The following is an 18,429-nucleotide window of genomic DNA, read 5'->3' as shown; positions in this document are numbered from 1 at the left end:
CGTGAGCGATGGGCCTTACTCGGCCGCCGGTGGCGGGGCAAAGGTGATGGGTTCGAAATGGGCGGTCTCGTCACTGCCTTCGCTGCGCACACTGCAGACAAAGCGGCCACCGGTCGGGCTCGAGACAAATGCGCGGGTGAGCCCCTGCTGGTCGGTCAGGCTTTGTTCGGGCCAGATCACGGCCTGCCCGGGTCCGTCGTTGTGCGCCTTGACCGACCAGCGCACCAGTTGCCCCTTGCCCAGGTTGCTGTAGATATCCAGCTGGATCGCGGTCAGCTCGATCATCTGCCCCCATGGCACAACGCCCGATGGAATCCGCGAGCGCAAGGGCCCGGGGAAGCTCCGGGTCAGGGCATCATCGACGACATCGAGCTGTGGACCCTCCTCGGGCTCCAGCAGCGACACGCGAAACAGCGGCCGCTCCGAGCCCATGACCCGACCCGGGGTGTACGTCGCCACGGTGACGCCCTCCACGCTGGTCGGCGCAATGTCCAGGGTGCCGAGGCTGGCCTCGCCGTGAATGGCGATGCCACTGAGCGCTGTGTCATTGGCGTCCTTGAGGGTGATGGCCAGGGTGATCGTCTGGTCACTGCCGGCGACCACCGTGGTGTTGTCCGGCGCGATGGTCATTTTGATCAACGGCCGCAGCAGCTCGTCGGACGGCGCCAGCCGTGCCGTGTCCGTTTCGGCCACGCTGAGCAAGGCATGCTCGGCGGCTTCCTTGTAGGCGATGCGGCTGGGCTCGCTATCGGTGGATTCGGCGAGATCGCCGATCTGGAAGATCGTCGACGCATCCATGTCCGTATGCCGGGCCAGTTCCCGTACGCGCATCAGCAGATCCAGTTGCCGCAGGTTGCGCACCAGTTTCACCGGGTCTTCGAGGCGGCCGACGCACTCGCGCACTTCCTGCAGGCTCCAGCGCAGAAATGTCGCCAGGCGCACTTCCGCCGACTGTTGCGCCAGGCGCAGGGCGTCACCGGTCAACTTTTCCGGCTCGGGCAGTTCGTTGACCAGGCGCAGGTAATCGAGCAGCGCCTCGGCCGGTTGCTCGCTCAGCTCGAAGGCGTGGGTCAGCACGGTCAGGTAATACAGCGTCGACACTGAAAATTCATGGTGGTTGGCCTGCCCCATCCAGGCCTGATAGCCGTAGCGCAGATAGTCGTTGAGCAGCGTCACGCTCAGTTGCAGGCGCTGGGTCACGGCGCTGCGCCGACGCACATCGGCGAGCAGGATGAACACCGGGTCGATCTCGTCGATGCGCGTCGGCTGCGGCAGCTCCGCGGGCGGCGTGTCGTAGGCGAGGATCTGTTCCAGCAACGGGTAGACCGACGAATTGGCCCAGCGCAGGATCAGCAGCGCACGCTCGGCGTCCAGGCCGAGGTACACCGCCAGGCACTGGCTGACCACGGACACCTGCGCATCCCGTGCCTGCACCACCACCGGCAGCATCTGTTCGACGATGCGCTGACGCACGTCCGGATCCTGTTCATCCAGCGCATCGCGCACGCCCTTGTCGAGTTCGAAACGCACCAAGGCCAGGTACTCGGCCTCACTGCCGGCAAAGGATTTCACCAGCCCGCGCGGGTCGGTGAGTGGCGCGAGGAAATTGCGCCAGTCGCCACCGACGATGCCCGGCGCACCCGCCATGAGAAACCCGGCGTGGGTCAACAGCGCCGCATTCAACAGGTTGCGCACCTGCTCGAACAGTTGCAGCTCGCGCTCGGAGGCCACCGCCGACGCCCTCGGGTCAGCAGCTTGCTGCAGCATCCACAGCGGCTGCAGGTTGCGACTCTGGCACCAGTAGCGGCAGGCAACCAGGGTCCACATCAGACTCAGCGCATCCGGCGTGGTATCGCCGTCCACCGGCGCCCCCTTGACCTGCGGCACGCCCGCCAGGCCGTCGACCCACTTGTCGCCGCCGAGCACCTGCAACATCAGCACGCCTTCGACCGGGGTCATCTTCAGCAGGCGCGGCAATTTCACCAGACGGTAAAACGCCGAGAGAATGTCCGCCGAGCGCAGCAACGTGTGGTCAGTGCACTGGTGCGCACGCGCGATGGCTTGCGCCAGGTAGTAGTAAGTCTGCGGATCAATCGACAGCGCGCTGCAAATCCGATTGACCGTCAGCTCGGTAGTGCCCGGCGCGGGCAGCAGGGCAAACTCGCCGTCGTCGAGCAGCAAGGGCTCGGGATAGGCACTGCGTACATTGTTGAAGATCTCATCGAACTGCGCCGGTGCCTCTCCCCGGCCGTAGATTCCCAGCTTGTCGATAAACACGACAAAGTCCGCGACGCTGCAGCCGTAACCCTCGTGGAGGATCTGGAACATGCCGAGGACATGCACGACGTTGGCGGAGATCAGCAAGGGCCGGGTGGACAACGCCCCGCCGGCGGTCTCGGCGTTGAACGCCGCCACCAGCAGTGCATCGACCTCATGGCTTTTCTGGCCCAGCCAGCGATCCAGGCGCACTTTGCGATTCATCCGGTCGTAGCGGTCCTGCCGGGCCGGGGCGGCACTGAGCTTCTGCCGGCCGCTGGCGTCGTCGTAGTGGATACGGATGGCCGTGGCCTCGCCGCCATTGATGTACACCGAGCCGGCGCGCGTGCTGTCCTGCTGCGCCGCCGGCGGATAGACGGTGACATTCGGCGAGCGGGTCGGGGCAAAGTCATGCAGCGACAGCAACTCCTCGAGCGCCCGGGCACTGAGCCCGGTGCGCTCGCCGAACAGCGGCACCTGGTCAAGCTGTTGCCAGGCCTTGTCCTCTTCCTTGTCACCCGCCCGCACCAGCGTGCCGTAATTGGCGGCATAGAACGCATCGCGCTCGGCATCCTCAACCGGCGGTTCGGTGAGCAACTTGCGCTGATACGGCCCCAGTCGCGAGGCATGCGCCAGCGCCCGCCCGGCATCGTCGCCCCATGGCATGGGCTGCAGAAACTCCGGATAGGATTCCTGCACCCAATGGGCAAAATGGCCGACCGACAAGCCGCGATGGCGGACGATTTCGTTGATCGTGACCCAAGGCTGGTAGTACGGCAGTTCGTTGGGGTAGCGCGCCTCGATCAGCGCCGTTTCCAGATTCAGATCCGCTTCACCGTGCTCGCCAATGAACGCCTCCAGCACCTTGACGATCACGTCCACCGACGAAATCGCCTGATGCACGGTGCGGGCATCCACCACCACGTCCTTGATATCGACGCGGCGCGACTGAAGGGGGATTTTCTCGCTGTCGCCGGCGGTTTCGATGCGCTCGTTGATCCAGCGATACAACTCCACCAGGTACGCCACCTCACGTGTGCAATCTTCCAGCGACTCGGGTGGAGCGAGCTGGTCGAACCGCGGGCTGAACAGGCTTTCGTAATTCGGCCCATCGACGAAAGACATCAGCCCGCTGCGCGCGCGCGGCGGTGGTTCAGCGGGGGCTCCCCGCAACGTGTGCTCGATGTACTGCCGCCGCAGGTAAATCGCCAGGGCATTGGCCCGGCGCAGAAACCGCTGGGCATCGTCGAGACTGATCGAAAAGTCTTTCGCCAGGCGTTCCGCGCCACGCTCCACCAGCGGGAAGATCGACTGGCCTTCCTGCAGATAGTTTTTCAGGCCAGCCAATTGCCGGCGCTGTGGCTGCCCGCTGAAGACCTGTTCGAACAACTGCACGGCTGGGCGTTTCTCGGATTTTTTGGCCATGGCGACATTCCTTGGGCTGATGAGCGCCACGAGCCGTGCAGGCCTCGGGGTTCATACTGTTCAGCTAATTCAGCGCTTTGCGATGGTCGACGTCTACTGTCAGATATGACAGGTATGGCCACCGTTCGTCGGTGGTGGCGCCGGTCGCCACTGGCGAGCGAACGGCGGCCGCGATCTCTGCCAGACAGCCCCAGGCTCATTCGCGATCCTGCGGCAACACCTCGAACCGCGGGCTCTGCGCCCAGTCGGAAAGCACCGCCGCGCCCCCGCTGACCGTCTGCTGAAAACGCGCCCACTGGCCACCTTCCGGCAAGTCTGAGAGCGCCGCCGTGGCCCAGCCCTGCGCCGTGACCGGCAGCGCTCGGGCGTAGATTTCATCGGGGCTGTACCAGGCGACCAGGGTGCCCGTACCCGGCGCGCCCTGGCCGGCGAATTCGACGCCTGGCGTCAGCCACTGGCCCTCGGCGGGCGAGGTGATGCTTGGCAGGAACAGACCGATCATGATCACCCGCTCGGCGGCCGCGGAAGCGAAGCCCTCGCTCGACGCCACCGCGCTCAAGGTGGACGGGCCGTCCGCCGGCACCATCACGGCGCTGAGCGACCAGGTGCGGTCGGCCAGCACCGGGGTGCGTCCCAATTGTTTGGCGCCGCGGGCCACGGTGATGGTGTCGCCGGGGTACCCGAACCCCGATACCACCAACTGCGCACCGACGTGCTCGGCGTCAGTCGGGCTTTCGATCACCGGCGCAGACGGCACCACATTGAATTCCAGCTGTTGTGGTTTCGAGGTCTGGCCGCCGAAGGTCTGCGTGGCGCGCAAGGTCTTTTTCCCGACCGGCAACGTCACCGTTGCCGACCAGCGGCCCTGAGCGTCGATCAGCACGTTGTCCAGCAACGGCGTGTCGTCCCCGTCCAGCCATGCGCTCACCCGGCCGTTGACCCGGCCGCTGCCGGCAAACGTCGCCGTACGCGGGACATCGCCACCGGGGGTTGGCAGCTCGAACTGCGGCGGCAGCACCACCACCGTGAAGTCGCGATAATCGCTGCGCGGCGACGGCCGTTCATGGCGAATCTGCTGGGCATCGATGGTGTAGGGACGCATCTCCAGGCCCTTGAGTTCGATCGCCCAGGCGCCATCGGCGGCGAGGATTTCCGGCTCCCCCAGGGGCCGCTGGAATTGCGCATCGCGCACCTGCATCACGGCACCGGCCATGCCGTTGCCGCCGTGCACGGTGATGTCGCTGTCGACTTCGTCGCCGTCCTGCGGTTGGCTGATGGTCGGTTTGAGCATCGGCAGCCACACGGTGAACGTCCGGGTCGCCGGCAACGACGCTTGCCCGCCGACGGTCTGGATCGCCGTGATGCCGTGGCTCACGCCCTCGGCGAACGGCGTCGGCCGCGTGAAGCTCCAGGTGGTCTGGGTGACGGTCGCATCATGCTCGGTCTGCGCGGCATCGCTGAACGTCAGCCTGACCGTTGCCGCGCTCAGGCAGGTGCCGCTGAACAGCGGCGACAGGCCGTCCTCGGCGACCGGGTCGATAGTCGGTGCCGGCGGTGCGATTTTCACTTCAATGGGGTCGGTCCACAGCGACGTCTTGCCCTCGAAGGTCAACTGCGCCACCACGTTGTAGCGCCCCGGCAGCCAGGCTTCGGTCGCCGCACTCGACCAGGTGCCGCCCGCCCCGACCGACACCGGCGGCACGATGGGTGTGCTGGTGTTGTTCAGGCGCACTTCGACTCGCGAGGCTGGTTGATTCGGCCAGAGTTTGCCGGTGCCGAAGAAGCGTGGCTTGCCGTCGGCGCCGACTTCAACGCTCAGCGTGGGTGGGGGGACGGGGACGTCCAGCGACAGCCGTGTGCCCCAATCCGAATAGATCCAGCCACCGACGTTATCGGCAACGCGCTGACGAAAATCGATGAGCACAGCGCTGGCAGGCAGCCAGTCGGCCACCACGGTCGACCAGGTGGCCCCGGTGACTTTTACCGACGCCACCGGCGTGCTGTTGCCGGTGACATGGATGTCGACCTCCGCACCGAGATGGCCCACGCCGGAAAACGTGACATGGCTCTGGCCGTCGACTCTGGCGGTTGCCTCCCTTATAGCCGGGGGTTTGATCCGGTAGGTATGGGGCAAGCCGCCCCCGGACTTGACGCCGCCCATGGACTGTTCGGCCACCACGGTATGCTGCCCGGGCGGAATGTTGGCGATGACGCTCCAGTTGTTGCTGGTGACCGCTGCCGAGCCGTAGACGGTCCCGGCGTTGGCGTCCTGGCGAATGAAAAGCGTAGCGCCGGGCCGTCCGCCTCGGCCGGTAAACGTCAGGGGGGTGTTGTGTTCGAGGTTGGTGTCCGGGGTGCCGATGAGCGGGAAGCTTTCGACCTTGAACTTGCGAATATCAGAATATCCGTGCACGCCCAGCGACCACTGTGCCTTGACCTCGAGGATATCGGAGGGCCACATAAACGTTGGCAATAGAGCACGCGACCAGTTGCCAGAGGGCACTGCACCGCCTTCGCTCAGGGGTGTGTAGTGATCCCCAGCGAGAACCACCCCGATATTGGCGTTCCTGGTGCACGTTCCGGAAAAGGCTAATTGTTCGATACGCACTGTCGCGTTTTCTACGGGCGCTGTGATCGTCGAGAACAGCAAAGTAACGGCTTCGGTATTCGAAGGATTCGACTGGTTATGATTGACTTGCTGCCTGGCGTAAATGGACATCTCGGTGAGCGGCTCGGGCATTTCGACCTCCACCGCCCACAACCCCGTATCCTTTACATGTGCACCGCCGACTTCTGAACCGTTAGCGTTGTAAACATTTAAAACAGCACCCGCCACGCCAAGTCCCGAAACTTCAAAAATTCGATTTGTGACTGCACCAATCGGATTGACTACGGGTGGAGAAAGTTGAAAGGCTACATCTTTTGTAATCTCTTCCTTGGGATCATTGCCGCTGAAGTCCCAGGTGTACCTGAAACTGAGGTACCCGGTTGTCGCGTCACCCGGAACAGACCCACCTCCCGATATGGCGTGCCATTGTCCATCCTGAATGGCGTTGTCATTGGTCAGTTCGTTCCAACCCCAGCCACTGACTGAATGAAATCCTAGCTCGACGTTGCCTTTGTTGCCCCCGGCGTTGATGACCCTATACCGCTTGGCCTCACAATAAAATCGATCACCGCTGCCACTCCACCAATAATCAACTTCAAGATCCGCCCACATGAGCCCCGAGTGCTTGACAGTCAACGTTTTCAACGTATGAACTTCATTTTCCGGCGCAGCGGACATTGCAGGCGAAAGCTTGGCAGAGCGGGTTTGTTCATCGCCGTCGTTCATGTCCATGGCAGACTCCGCAGGTGGTCTCTTGCGCCATTGAAAGCCAACCTACCCTCGCCCACACCTGACAGTTCTGACAGTCCCGACCAGCGGTAAGCTTTCCCACGGCAAGGATCAGATGCGTCCGTCAGCCATCCCGAGACAGCCACGCCGCCTTGCACCATTGCCTACACATCCCTCAGAATCCGCCGGCTTGTGCGCTTTGCTGGCGCCCCGTAACGTGATCCCTGTCGCTGCCAATCAGCGGCCGGGTTTAGTCGCCCGGGTCTACAGTACGTTGCGCATAAGCGTCATCCAGTCGGGTATTCCCTATCCCCGCACTCGATGGTGGCTGTTCGCAGGGCGCCCCAGGGCGCGCCGGTTACGTACTCCCGGTCGACTAACCTGCTTACAGCCGCCACCCTTTCGTTTAGTCGCGAGCCGGGTGAAGGCCCCAACGACGAGTACGAAAACATGATCAAACCGACACCGAATCCACCCGAAACCGATCCAGCCGAAACGCCGGAGCCGCTTTCACCGTTGGATAAAGACAGACTCAAACAAGCGGCAAAAAAAGCCCTCGAAGAACACCTCAGACCGCTGGTCAATGAATCGCGCAATTCCGTGGATCGCGGCATGCAGATGTTCATGGTCGACCCCGACATCAACCCCGAAGCCATCGCCATCCAGACCTACGAAACCTTTTCCTCGGTCAGCATTCTGCTGCTCGACCTGGCCGACAGCCTGGACGACAAGCCACGACACCTGGCGATGGCGATCTATCAGTTGAGCGAAATGGGCCTGTTGCTGGCGGAGAAAGTGCTGGATAACGAGCGGGCGATTGCAATCACGTAACAAACAAAGATCGCCGCCTGCAGGCGCTGCCGCAGGCGGCGATCTTTTTGCGTGTGCGGTTCAGGCCGACGCGGGCAACGGCTGGAAGCTGAAATATTGCTTCAACGCTTCGACCAGTTGCGCATATTCCGGCGGCGCCTGGTGCAGGCTGAAGCCGGCGTCGTAATGCAGGGGGGTCGCGTCCTCGTGGCACCACAGACAACTAGCGCTGAGGTCAATCACCTGCTGGCAGCCATCGCTGTCGGGAATCTTCAGGCGCAGGCTGAATTGCGCGCCGATCATGACCGGCAACTGACTGATCAGCATCAGCCCGTCGGCGGACACATTGCCCAGAAAACCGATGGGTTTGTCGGTGACGCTGTTGAACACTCGCAGAAAATACGGCAATTGGTGCCGTTCGATCCGACGGTTGGTAAACATGCGCAGTATCGCCTTGCCGGGCTCCTGGCGGAGCCACACTGTGCTTCGGAACGCGCCTGTCCGGCAGGCACGCTCTCCCCGCTTCCGGTGTGCCGGTCACAACCACGCCGTCACGTCTACCACTGCCAGTCGCAGGTGTTGCGCCAGTCTAGACTCAGGGTCTGAACCGGTGTCTTTCGACTATAGCTCAACCTGTACAGTCAGCCAGATTTTGTATGACAACTGTCATCAGAACCGGGTGGGGCGCACCACGGCGGCGGCACTGCGCGCTGGGTAATGGCCCAGGCTCTGCAGGGTTTCCAGGCGGGCGCGGGCGCGGTAGGCGTATTCGCTGTTGGGGTACGAGGCGATGATGAACTGGTAGGTCTGCGCCGCGTCGACAAACATTTTCTGCCGTTCCAGGCACTGGCCGCGCATCATCGACACTTCCGGCCACACATAAGGACGCGCGCGGCTGGCGCGCTCGACCTTGGACAGCTCGAGCATCACCTGCTCGCAATTGCCACGGTCATAGGCGCTGTAGGCGTTATTCAAATGATGGTTCATCGACCAACGGGTGCAGCCCGTGACGCTGACAACAGCGAGGGCAAGGGCGGCAATGGGCACGAATCGCATGGGGGTTCTCCTGTCTTGTGCTCTGTATCGACCCGTGATGAAAAATCTTCAGAAGCGTTTGCGCCGATTGTCACGTTCAATAAAGAAAACGATAAGTAGTGCAAACGAACAATGACTACACCCCAAGAGCATAGTAGCCTTCGCTGGCGCTTGAACCTGAGGAGTCTTTGCATGTCCGTCCGTCGTACCAAAATCGTCGCTACCCTTGGCCCGGCCAGTAACTCGCCGGAAGTTCTCGAACAGCTGATTCTGGCTGGTCTGGACGTCGCCCGTCTGAACTTCTCCCACGGCACCCCCGACGAGCACAAGGCTCGCGCGAAACTGGTGCGTGACCTCGCGGCCAAGCACGGCCGCTTCGTCGCCCTGCTCGGTGACCTGCAAGGCCCGAAAATCCGTATCGCCAAATTCGCCAACAAGCGCATCGAGCTGAAGATCGGTGACACGTTCACCTTCTCCACCAGCCATCCGCTGACCGAAGGCAACCAGCAAGTGGTCGGCATCGACTACCCGGATCTGGTCAAGGACTGCGGCGTGGGCGACGAGCTGCTGCTCGACGACGGCCGCGTGGTCATGCGCGTCGAAACCGCCACCGCCACTGAACTGCATTGCGTGGTGACCATCGGCGGCCCGCTGTCCGACCACAAAGGCATCAACCGTCGCGGTGGCGGCCTGACCGCTCCGGCCCTGACTGAAAAAGACAAGGCCGACATCAAGCTCGCCGCGGAAATGGAAGTCGACTACCTCGCGGTGTCCTTCCCGCGTGACGCCGCCGACATGGAATACGCCCGGCAACTGCGCGACGAAGCCGGCGGTACGGCCTGGCTGGTAGCGAAGATCGAACGCGCCGAAGCCGTCGCCGATGACGAAACCCTCGACGGCCTGATCAAGGCGTCCGACGCCGTGATGGTGGCCCGTGGTGACCTCGGCGTGGAAATCGGCGACGCCGAGCTGGTGGGCATCCAGAAGAAAATCATTCTGCACGCACGCCGCCACAACAAGGCAGTGATCGTCGCGACCCAGATGATGGAGTCGATGATCCAGAACCCGATGCCGACCCGCGCCGAAGTCTCCGACGTAGCCAACGCCGTGCTCGACTACACCGACGCCGTGATGCTCTCGGCCGAATCCGCCGCCGGCCTGTATCCACTGGAAGCCGTGCAGGCCATGGCGCGCATCTGCGTCGGCGCCGAAAAGCACCCGACCAGCAAGACCTCCAGCCACCGCATCGGCAAGGAATTCGAGCGCTGCGACGAAAGCATCGCGCTGGCGACCATGTACACCGCCAACCACTTCCCGGGCGTCAAGGCGATCATCGCGCTGACCGAAAGCGGCTACACCCCGCTGATCATGTCGCGTATCCGTTCGTCGGTGCCGATCTACTGCTTCACCCCGCACCGTGAAGCGCAGGCCCGCGCGGCGATGTTCCGTGGCGTGTACACCGTTCCGTTCGACCCGGCCTCGCTGGCACCGAACGAAGTCAGCCAGAAAGCCATCGACGAGCTGGTCAAGCGCGGCGTGGTGGAAAAAGGCGACTGGGTCATCCTGACCAAGGGCGACAGCTACCACACCACCGGTGGCACCAACGGCATGAAGATCCTGCACGTGGGCGACCCACAGGTCTGAGTAATCGCTGTATGAAAAAACCCTGCCGCTCATAACGGCAGGGTTTTTTTATGCCCACACGATCTAAACAACTGTCAGTTCTGACAGTAGCCCACCCCTGGCAACGCACCTCTAATGAGCTCTCCCGTCAATCGCGCTCGACGCGATGTTCAGCTTTCCAGGAGAACACCATGAGTGCAGCCAAAGGCCGCGTTTCTCTCGATACGTCATTTGCCGAAGGGGGGATCAAACACATCAGCTTTCCCGGCGGCAGCGTTGCCGCGACCCGAGCGCTCGCCGTCGCCGCCAGCGGCCTGACTTATGCCGTGGGCAACTACGAGGAAATAGACCCGCCGGGGTACTGGATCACCCGCTTCAACGCCCAAGGGGTCACGGACACGACGTTTGGCAACAACGGATTTGTCGTCGACAAGTTCGGCCCAGCGGAATTTTCCTTCGCCCTGGGCATTACCGTGCTGCAATCCGGCGACATTCTGGTGACCGGCACGACCGGCTCCGGATACTCCGCGCTGGCCCTCTACAATCCCTCGGGCAGTCCGAAACTGCTGTTCGGCGACAGCGGCAAAGTCATTCTGAAAGAGATGCCCGACCTGCCGTCGGGCGCCGCCAGCCTCGCCCCGACACAGGCTGCGCAGGGCGCCAGCAACAGCAACAGCAGCAGCATCGAATTGCCCGGCGGCGGCCTGCTGGTAATGGCCAATCACAATTCGTCTGGCGGCACGACCGCCATGATCTACCGCCTCAAGGCGGATGGCAGCCTGGATACCACACTCAATGGCAAGGGCCATATTGCCCTGCGCCATCCTGAGCATGAAGTCGGTTCGACACTGATCGAACAACTGCGGGTGCAAGCCGACGGCAAATGGCTCGGCTCCGGCAGGCTGCGGGGCCCCTCGGCCCATGCCAGCCTGTTGGTGCGTTGCAACGATGACGGCAGCCTCGACGCCTCCTTCGGTCGTGGCGGTTTTCAGCTGATCAACGTGACCACGGCCACGCAAACGCAACTGCTGCAGCGCGCCGATGGCCGTATCGTCGCCGTCGGCCTGAACTACCTCCCGCCCCTCACCGGTCTGCTGTTCGGCCACACCGCCAACGGCGCTCCGGACCTCGAGTTCAACGCCGGCCAGCCGCTGCGCGTGCTGCTGAACAATCAGCCGACGCTGCTCCACACCGCCCAGTTCGATGCCAGCGGCAAGCTGCTGGTCGCCGGCGCCTGCCTTGATCCGCTCGACGAATCGGCGAGCCTGAGCCTGGCGCGGTTCGAGCAGACCGGCGAACTGGATAAATCCTTCAACAGCCAGGGTTGGGCACAGTTTGCAATCGGCGAAGGCGACAGCATGGCCGAGGCGCTGCTGATCCAGCCGGACGGAAAACTGCTGGTGGCCGGCAGTACCGGCACGGGCGGCTTTGTCCTGCGCCTGAGCGAAGCCTGAACGACCCGGCCATTGCCTGGCCGCCCCTTCTCGCTGCCGGATGGCGGCACTTTCGAAAAAAGGACGTTGTCATGAAACAGTCATTGCAAGCGGTTGCCCTCGATCCGGCGTTTGCCGAGCGCGGGGTGCGCCTGTTCAGCTATCCCGACGCCACCCAGATCGGCGCCATCGGCATGGCCCTGGCGCCGGACGGAAACATCTACGTGGCCGGCAATCTGACGGTAGCGGCCCCTGCCACCCAGGGTCGATTCTGGCTGACCCGGATCACCCCGCACGGCCAGGTCGATTCCACGTTTGGCAACAACGGTGTGGTGATTGATGATTTTGCCGCGGGGGGCAACTCGATCGCTTCTGAGGTGAGCGTGCTCAAGGATGGCAACATTCTGCTCAGTGGCAATCATGGCGCCCGCGCCAGTGCGCTGGCGCGTTACCTGCCTTCCGGCAGCCTGAACCTGGTGTTCGGCAACAGCGGCAAGGTCGTGTTGGATGCCGAGCAAGGGCAGGCGCACGCCACGGGCCAGGCGGCGACCCAGGCCGGGGCTGGTTCGGCCGGGGCCCATAGCCTGGAACTGCCGGACGGCAAGTTCATCACCCTGGCCAATTACAGTGAATCAGCGCACGACTGGATCAAGGGCCGGGTCTATCGCCTGACCGCCACGGGCGACATCGACAGCACGTTCGCCGGCAAGGGTTACGTCGACATCGAATACGCCGGAACTGCGGCCGGCAATACCCTCATCAAGCAGGTGCGGCTTCAGGCCGATGGCAAATTTCTGCTGTCCGGTACGGCCGGTGGTGGCACACAACCGCGCCAGGCCCTGTTCACCCGCCTCCACCCGGATGGCAGCCGTGACCTGACCTTCGGCGATAACGGCTTCCAGGTGGTGGCGCTGGACGCGAGCATTGCGTTCGCGACGCAGTTCATGCAGTACGACAATGGCGAGTTCGTGGCGCTGTACAACCAGGTGGTGCCGCGTGGCGCTGTGCTGCTCGGGCAGCAAGCCAATGGCGCGGCGGATCCCGCCTTCAATCAGGGCCAGCCGCTGCCCGTGCACCTGGAGGACAGGACCTCGGTGCTCAACACCGCCGCCCTCGATGAGCGCGACAACATCCTCGTGGCCGGCGGCTCGCTTGATCCGCAGAGCGGGCTGACGAACGTGGTCCTGGCTCGCTACCTGCGCAGCGGGCAGCTGGACCCGACGTTCAACGACAAGGGATCGGTTGTGCTGCCGATTGGCACTGGCGAAAACTACGCCAGTGCGGTGACGGTGCAAGCGGACGGCAACCTGCTGATTGCCGGCAAGACCGACGCTGGCGGATTCGTCGCGCGACTGCTGATCTGAGGCGCAAAAACAGCGCAGTCTGCGGCAGTCCCGGCGAGGGCAACGGCTGCAGGCTGCGATGGGGTCAATGGCGCTTGATGAAACCGCTCAACGCGGCCAACGCTTCCGGCGAGCGCAGGCGCTGGGTGAACAGCGCGCCCTCTTCTTCGATCACCTGGCGAATCAACGCCCGATCCGGCGCGCGCATCAGTTGTTTGCTGATGCGCACCGCCTCACTGGGCATTTCGTCGAAACGCAGGGCCATTTCCCGGGCCTTGGCCAGCGCCGCTTCGCCGCTGCCCAGGGCTGCGCTGGCAAGCCCCCACGCTGCCGCCTGCTCGCCACTGAAGCCTTCGCCGAGCAACAACAATTCGCTGGCCCTGGCCTGGCCGAGCAGACGCGGCAGGATCAGGCTCGAAGCAAATTCCGGGCACAGGCCAAGATTGGCGAACGGCATGCGCAGTCGCGCATCGCGGGCGACGTAGACCAGGTCGCAATGCAGCAGCAATGTGGTGCCGATGCCCACCGCCGCGCCAGCGACGGCGGCCACCACCGGTTTGCGGCATTCGAGCAGGTTGCGCATGAAGTGGAACACCGGGCTGTCGAGGTCGCTCGGCGGTTGCTGGATGAAGTCGGCGATGTCATTGCCGGCAGTGAAGCACTCGGCACTGCCGGTGATCAGCACGGCATTGATCGCGGGGTCGCTGTCAGCCTCTTGCAAAGCCTCGGCGAGACGGCTGTACATGGCTCGGGTCAGGGCGTTTTTCTTGTCCGGGCGGTTGAGGCGCAGGGTCAGCAAACCGCGTTCGCGTTCCAGCAGGATGGCTTCGGTCATGGCGTGTCTCGCTACGGGAGTCAGCGCTCAACCACGGCTGAGAAATACGTCGGCCAGCAGTTGATTGCGCGGCAGTCCGGCCAGGTACAGACGCCGGGCGAAGGCGTCGACACTGGCGGTCGAGCCGCAGACTAAGGCCAGGGTTTGCCGGGAAACAAGGCGCAGTTGCGCCAAAGCGGCCGGCAACTCGGCCGGGGTCCACAGCTCGACGCTGAGGTTTGGCCGCTGCGCGGCCAGTGCCTGCAGGGGTTTGGCCAGATAATGTTCGCCCGCATCATGGGCAAGGTGAATGACGCGGATGGCGCCCTGGTGATCCTGGCGCAAGGCCTCACGCAACACCCCGAACAAGGGGCCCAGACCGGTGCCGGCGGCCAGCAGCCAGAGCGGCCGGCTGTGCCAGTCCGGGTCGTAGTGCAGCGCGCCGCCCCGCAGTTCGCCGAGGCGGATCGCATCGCCGATCTGCAACTGCCGCGCGGCATCGCTGAATTCGCCGGGCGCGCGGCAATCGAGATGGAACTCGAGAAAGCGGTCTTCCTCCGGCAGGCTGGCCAGCGAATACGGCCGCGCCACCTGTCCGGCCCACAACACCAGGTGCTGGCCGGCGCTGTAGCGCAACGGTTTTTGCGGGCTCAGACGCAGACGCAGGACACTGGCGCTGAGCCAGTCCAGCGCCTCGACCACCGCCGGACGGCCGTCCTCGAGCGGATCGAAGGTGTGCACCTGCAAGTCCTCGACCACCTGGCACTGACAGGCCAGGCGCCAGCCCTGCTGGCGCTGCTCGGCGCTCAAGGCGTCCGGACGACTGTCGGCGGGCAGGCCTTGCACGCATTGCACCAGACACGCATGGCAACTGCCGGCGCGGCAGCTGTAGGGCACCGTCACGCCTTGCTGGTTGAGCGCGTCGAGCAGATTGCTGCCCGCCGCCACCGACCATTGCCGCTCGCCCACGCGCAACTCAGGCATCGGCATTCTCCCACGCCGCCGCGCAGCGATTGCGCCCGTCACGCTTGGCCCGGTACAGCGCCTGATCGGCGCGCTGCAAGGCGTCGTCGAGGTCATCGCCCAGTTCGAGCAGGGTCATGCCGGCCGACAGGCTGAGGTTCTTCACATTCAGGCCGACCAGCTCGACGTCGGTGAAGGCCACGCGCAGGCGTTCACAGCAGGCGGTCAAGCGTTCGGCGTTGCAGTCGGGCAGCAGCACGACGAATTCTTCGCCACCATAACGCGCCAGCACATCGCCGTCGCGCAGACAGGCCCCGGCGACGCCGGCAAAGGCTTGCAGCACCTGATCGCCGGCGGCGTGGCCGTGCAGGTCGTTGATCCGTTTGAAGTGGTCGAGGTCGATCAGCGCCAGGCCATGCATCACGTCCGCCTCCATCGCATTCAGCTCGCGCGAGGCCAGGCGCAGGAAGTGCCGGCGGTTGAACAGGCCGGTCAATTCATCGGTGGCGACCAGGTCTTCGAGCTGACGCATCATCCCGCGCAGGGTTTCCTGGTGGGCCTGCAGGGCGAACCGGCGTTGACGCATGCGCTGGCGCGAAACCTGGACGAAACGCGCATAAAGCACCAGCCAGGCCAGCACCATCAGCAGGATGCACACCTGCAACGCCGCCAGCGCCGGATCCTGCAGGCGCATGTGGTAACCGTCCCACAGGGTAATGGCGCAGAAGCTGAAGAACACCAGCAACGCGCAGCGCACGAACGCTCGCCGGGATAAATGGAACAGGCCGAACAGCAGAATCAGCACATAGAACACCAGGAACGCCCCGCGCGCCTGGTCGAGATGGGCGATCAGCCACGTCTGCCAGCCGAGGCCGAGCAGCACCTGCACTTCGGTCAGGCTCGGGTCGGCGAAGCGCAGGTTGTAGCCGGAAAAAAACAGCGCGAACAGGCTCGCCTGACAGATCACCACCAGGGCGCTGCCGACGGCCACGCTGGCCAGGGAATCCTGATAATGCCCGGTAAAAAATGCCAGCCACAGCAGCAGCAAGGCCAATCCATAGGTGGCGGCAGCGAGGGCGAAGCGTTTCAGCAAAAGGCGTTGAATGGCGTTATGGGTCAATCGTTGACTCACCGTGCGATAGGAGGCTGACCGAGTGTCCTACTCTACAGACCGGATGCCACTTTAGTGGCGCGGCCGATAAATGACCATTGATTTTCGGGCCGGATAATTGGCGTCAAAAGGGTGGCCTGCACCAACCGTCAGCAGCGCCCGTTGTCGCGGTCTTCGGGTGTGCACAGACGCTGCTGACGGCAGTGCTCATTCGCGTTGCAGCAATCTCATGCAACGCGCTGAACTTGATGACTTCCCTCACCTCAGCCCTCTCGCGAAGGGAGAGAGCTGACGGGGTTGTTCATTCGAGCTGCGTCTGTCTCGTGTATCGCGCCGAACCTGAGCACTTTCCCACCTCGAACACAGATTTGCCCCACACGCGGCTCGGCTTCCTTTCCCCCCTCTCCCCCACTTGCGGGAGAAGGCTCGGGTGAGGGGTGGTTGCCGAGGTGCGAACCGGCTGGCCGATATTCGCCCACTCATGCGACCAACGAATGACTGCCGGCGCGTGTCACCACCAGGGAGGCGCGGTATACTGCCGCGCCTTTTTAGCGTCGCGCCAGCAGCCCCGGCGTGCCCGGCCCAAAGGGCCAGCTTCAAGTTGCAAGCTTCAAGCCGCAAGTTCAGGCAGTCCGTGCACTGCATTGACGTGCCGCTCGACGCCCGTGGCTGGTAGCTGTCCCATAGAATGTTCCCGTCTTTTAGAGGAGCGCGACTCATGACCGTGATCAAGCAAGACGACCTGATTCAGAGCGTTGCCGACGCCCTGCAGTTCATTTCCTATTACCACCCGGTGGATTTCATCCAGGCGATGCACGAAGCCTACCTGCGCGAAGAATCGCCAGCGGCCCGTGATTCGATGGCGCAGATCCTGATCAACTCGCGCATGTGCGCCACCGGCCACCGGCCGATCTGCCAGGACACCGGTATCGTCACCGTGTTCGTACGCGTGGGCATGGACGTGCGCTGGGATGGCGCCACCATGAGCCTGGACGACATGATCAACGAAGGCGTGCGTCGCGCCTACAACCTGCCGGAAAACGTCCTGCGCGCCTCGATCCTCGCCGACCCGGCAGGCGCGCGTAAAAACACCAAGGACAACACCCCGGCCGTCATCCACTACTCCATCGTTCCGGGCAACACCGTGGAAGTGGACGTCGCGGCCAAGGGCGGCGGTTCCGAGAACAAGTCGAAAATGGCCATGCTCAACCCGTCCGACTCGATCGTCGACTGGGTGCTGAAGACCGTTCCGACCATGGGCGCCGGCTGGTGCCCGCCGGGCATGCTCGGCATCGGCATCGGCGGCACCGCCGAGAAAGCTGCGGTCATGGCCAAGGAAGTGTTGATGGAATCCATCGACATCCACGAACTCAAGGCCCGTGGCCCGCAGAACCGCATTGAAGAAATGCGTCTGGAGCTGTTCGAGAAGGTCAACCAGCTGGGTATCGGCGCCCAGGGCCTCGGTGGCCTGACCACCGTGCTCGACGTGAAGATCATGGACTACCCGACCCACGCCGCCTCCTTGCCGGTGTGCATGATCCCGAACTGCGCCGCCACCCGTCACGCGCACTTCGTGCTCGACGGTTCCGGCCCGGCTGCGCTGGAAGCGCCACCGCTGGACGCCTACCCGGAAATCGTCTGGGAAGCCGGCCCGTCGGCCCGTCGCGTCAACCTCGACACCCTGACCCCGGAAGAAGTGCAGAGCTGGAAGCCGGGCGAAACCGTCCTGCTCAACGGCAAGATGCTCACCGGTCGCGACGCCGCGCACAAGCGCATGGTCGAGATGCTGAACAAGGGCGAAACCCTGCCGGTCGACCTCAAGGGTCGCTTCATCTACTACGTCGGCCCGGTTGATCCGGTCGGTGACGAAGTCGTGGGCCCGGCGGGTCCGACCACCGCGACGCGGATGGACAAGTTCACCCGGCAGATCCTCGAGCAGACCGGCCTGTTGGGCATGATCGGCAAGTCCGAGCGCGGCCCGACCGCGATCGACGCGATCAAGGACAACAAAGCCGTGTACCTGATGGCTGTCGGCGGCGCCGCTTACCTGGTCGCCCAGGCGATCAAGAAGTCCAAGGTGCTGGCGTTCGCCGAGCTGGGCATGGAAGCGATCTACGAGTTCGAGGTCAAGGACATGCCGGTCACCGTTGCGGTAGACAGTAAAGGTGAATCGGTGCACATCACCGGTCCGGCGATCTGGCAACAGAAGATCAGCGAAAGCCTGGCGGTAGAAGTGCAGTAAGCCTTTGCCGCGGTAAGAAAGCCGGGCGGTCAGCGAT

Annotated in this window: 12 protein-coding genes; 5 read left to right on the top strand and 7 right to left on the bottom strand. The window is 63.7% G+C overall.

What is annotated here, in order from left to right; genetic code table 11:
* Nucleotides 1-15 precede the first annotated feature (15 nt).
* Together QRN70_RS26320 and QRN70_RS26315 are read right to left on the bottom strand one after the other, a co-directional pair.
* Nucleotides 16-3,681 carry a Tc toxin subunit A gene (locus QRN70_RS26320; RefSeq protein ID WP_285420784.1) on the bottom strand — a complete coding sequence of 1,222 codons (3,666 nt, stop codon included), beginning with the start codon at nt 3,679-3,681 and terminating at the stop codon, nt 16-18.
* A 196-nt stretch (nt 3,682-3,877) separates the two neighbouring features.
* Entirely contained in the window at nt 3,878-6,142 is a 2,265-nt protein-coding gene (locus QRN70_RS26315) for a hypothetical protein (RefSeq protein ID WP_285420783.1), read from the bottom strand.
* 1,326 nt (nt 6,143-7,468) lie between these two features.
* Here QRN70_RS26315 and QRN70_RS26310 point away from each other — a divergent pair.
* Entirely contained in the window at nt 7,469-7,849 is a 381-nt protein-coding gene (locus tag QRN70_RS26310) for a DUF6124 family protein (RefSeq protein ID WP_285420782.1), read from the top strand.
* A 60-nt stretch (nt 7,850-7,909) separates the two neighbouring features.
* Here QRN70_RS26310 and QRN70_RS26305 read toward each other — a convergent pair whose 3' ends face one another.
* Both QRN70_RS26305 and QRN70_RS26300 read right to left on the bottom strand, forming a co-directional pair.
* On the bottom strand, nt 7,910-8,269 hold the full coding sequence (locus QRN70_RS26305) for a PilZ domain-containing protein (protein ID WP_285420781.1): 360 nt from the start codon (nt 8,267-8,269) through the stop codon (nt 7,910-7,912).
* A 228-nt stretch (nt 8,270-8,497) separates the two neighbouring features.
* A complete protein-coding gene (locus tag QRN70_RS26300) occupies nt 8,498-8,884 on the bottom strand; it encodes a tetratricopeptide repeat protein (RefSeq protein WP_285420780.1) in 387 nt (128 codons plus the stop codon).
* A 171-nt stretch (nt 8,885-9,055) separates the two neighbouring features.
* Between QRN70_RS26300 and pyk the strand changes: the two genes are divergently transcribed.
* The 3 genes from pyk to QRN70_RS26285 all read left to right on the top strand — a co-directional run bounded on the left by pyk (nt 9,056) and on the right by QRN70_RS26285 (nt 13,283).
* On the top strand, nt 9,056-10,507 hold the full coding sequence (gene pyk, locus QRN70_RS26295; protein WP_285420779.1) for a pyruvate kinase: 1,452 nt from the start codon (nt 9,056-9,058) through the stop codon (nt 10,505-10,507).
* A 170-nt stretch (nt 10,508-10,677) separates the two neighbouring features.
* Nucleotides 10,678-11,940 (top strand): NHL repeat-containing protein, encoded by a 1,263-nt coding sequence (locus QRN70_RS26290; protein ID WP_285420778.1) that lies wholly within the window; start codon nt 10,678-10,680, stop codon nt 11,938-11,940.
* 71 nt (nt 11,941-12,011) lie between these two features.
* Nucleotides 12,012-13,283: an NHL repeat-containing protein gene (locus QRN70_RS26285; protein ID WP_285420777.1), complete on the top strand. Its 1,272-nt coding sequence runs from the start codon at nt 12,012-12,014 to the stop codon at nt 13,281-13,283.
* 64 nt (nt 13,284-13,347) lie between these two features.
* On the opposite strand, the gene QRN70_RS26280 is transcribed toward QRN70_RS26285, so the two are convergent.
* From QRN70_RS26280 to QRN70_RS26270, 3 genes are read right to left on the bottom strand one after another with little or no spacing between them, the layout of a single operon-like run.
* Nucleotides 13,348-14,097 (bottom strand): enoyl-CoA hydratase-related protein, encoded by a 750-nt coding sequence (locus tag QRN70_RS26280; protein ID WP_285420776.1) that lies wholly within the window; start codon nt 14,095-14,097, stop codon nt 13,348-13,350.
* Nucleotides 14,098-14,124: 27 nt separating this feature from the next.
* Entirely contained in the window at nt 14,125-15,060 is a 936-nt protein-coding gene (locus QRN70_RS26275; RefSeq protein ID WP_285420775.1) for an iron-sulfur-binding ferredoxin reductase, read from the bottom strand.
* Nucleotides 15,053-16,159, bottom strand: coding sequence for a GGDEF domain-containing protein (locus QRN70_RS26270; RefSeq protein ID WP_285420774.1), 1,107 nt, complete (start codon nt 16,157-16,159; stop codon nt 15,053-15,055). Before QRN70_RS26270 ends, QRN70_RS26275 begins: the two co-directional genes overlap by 8 nt.
* Nucleotides 16,160-16,868: 709 nt before the next feature.
* Between QRN70_RS26270 and QRN70_RS26265 the strand changes: the two genes are divergently transcribed.
* Nucleotides 16,869-18,392 carry a fumarate hydratase gene (locus QRN70_RS26265; protein WP_285420773.1) on the top strand — a complete coding sequence of 508 codons (1,524 nt, stop codon included), beginning with the start codon at nt 16,869-16,871 and terminating at the stop codon, nt 18,390-18,392.
* Nucleotides 18,393-18,429 lie beyond the last annotated feature (37 nt).

It is taken from the genome of Pseudomonas sp. efr-133-TYG-5, assembly GCF_030209175.1.
Lineage (GTDB): Bacteria > Pseudomonadota > Gammaproteobacteria > Pseudomonadales > Pseudomonadaceae > Aquipseudomonas.
This window is presented reverse-complemented; position numbering and strand designations above follow the sequence as displayed.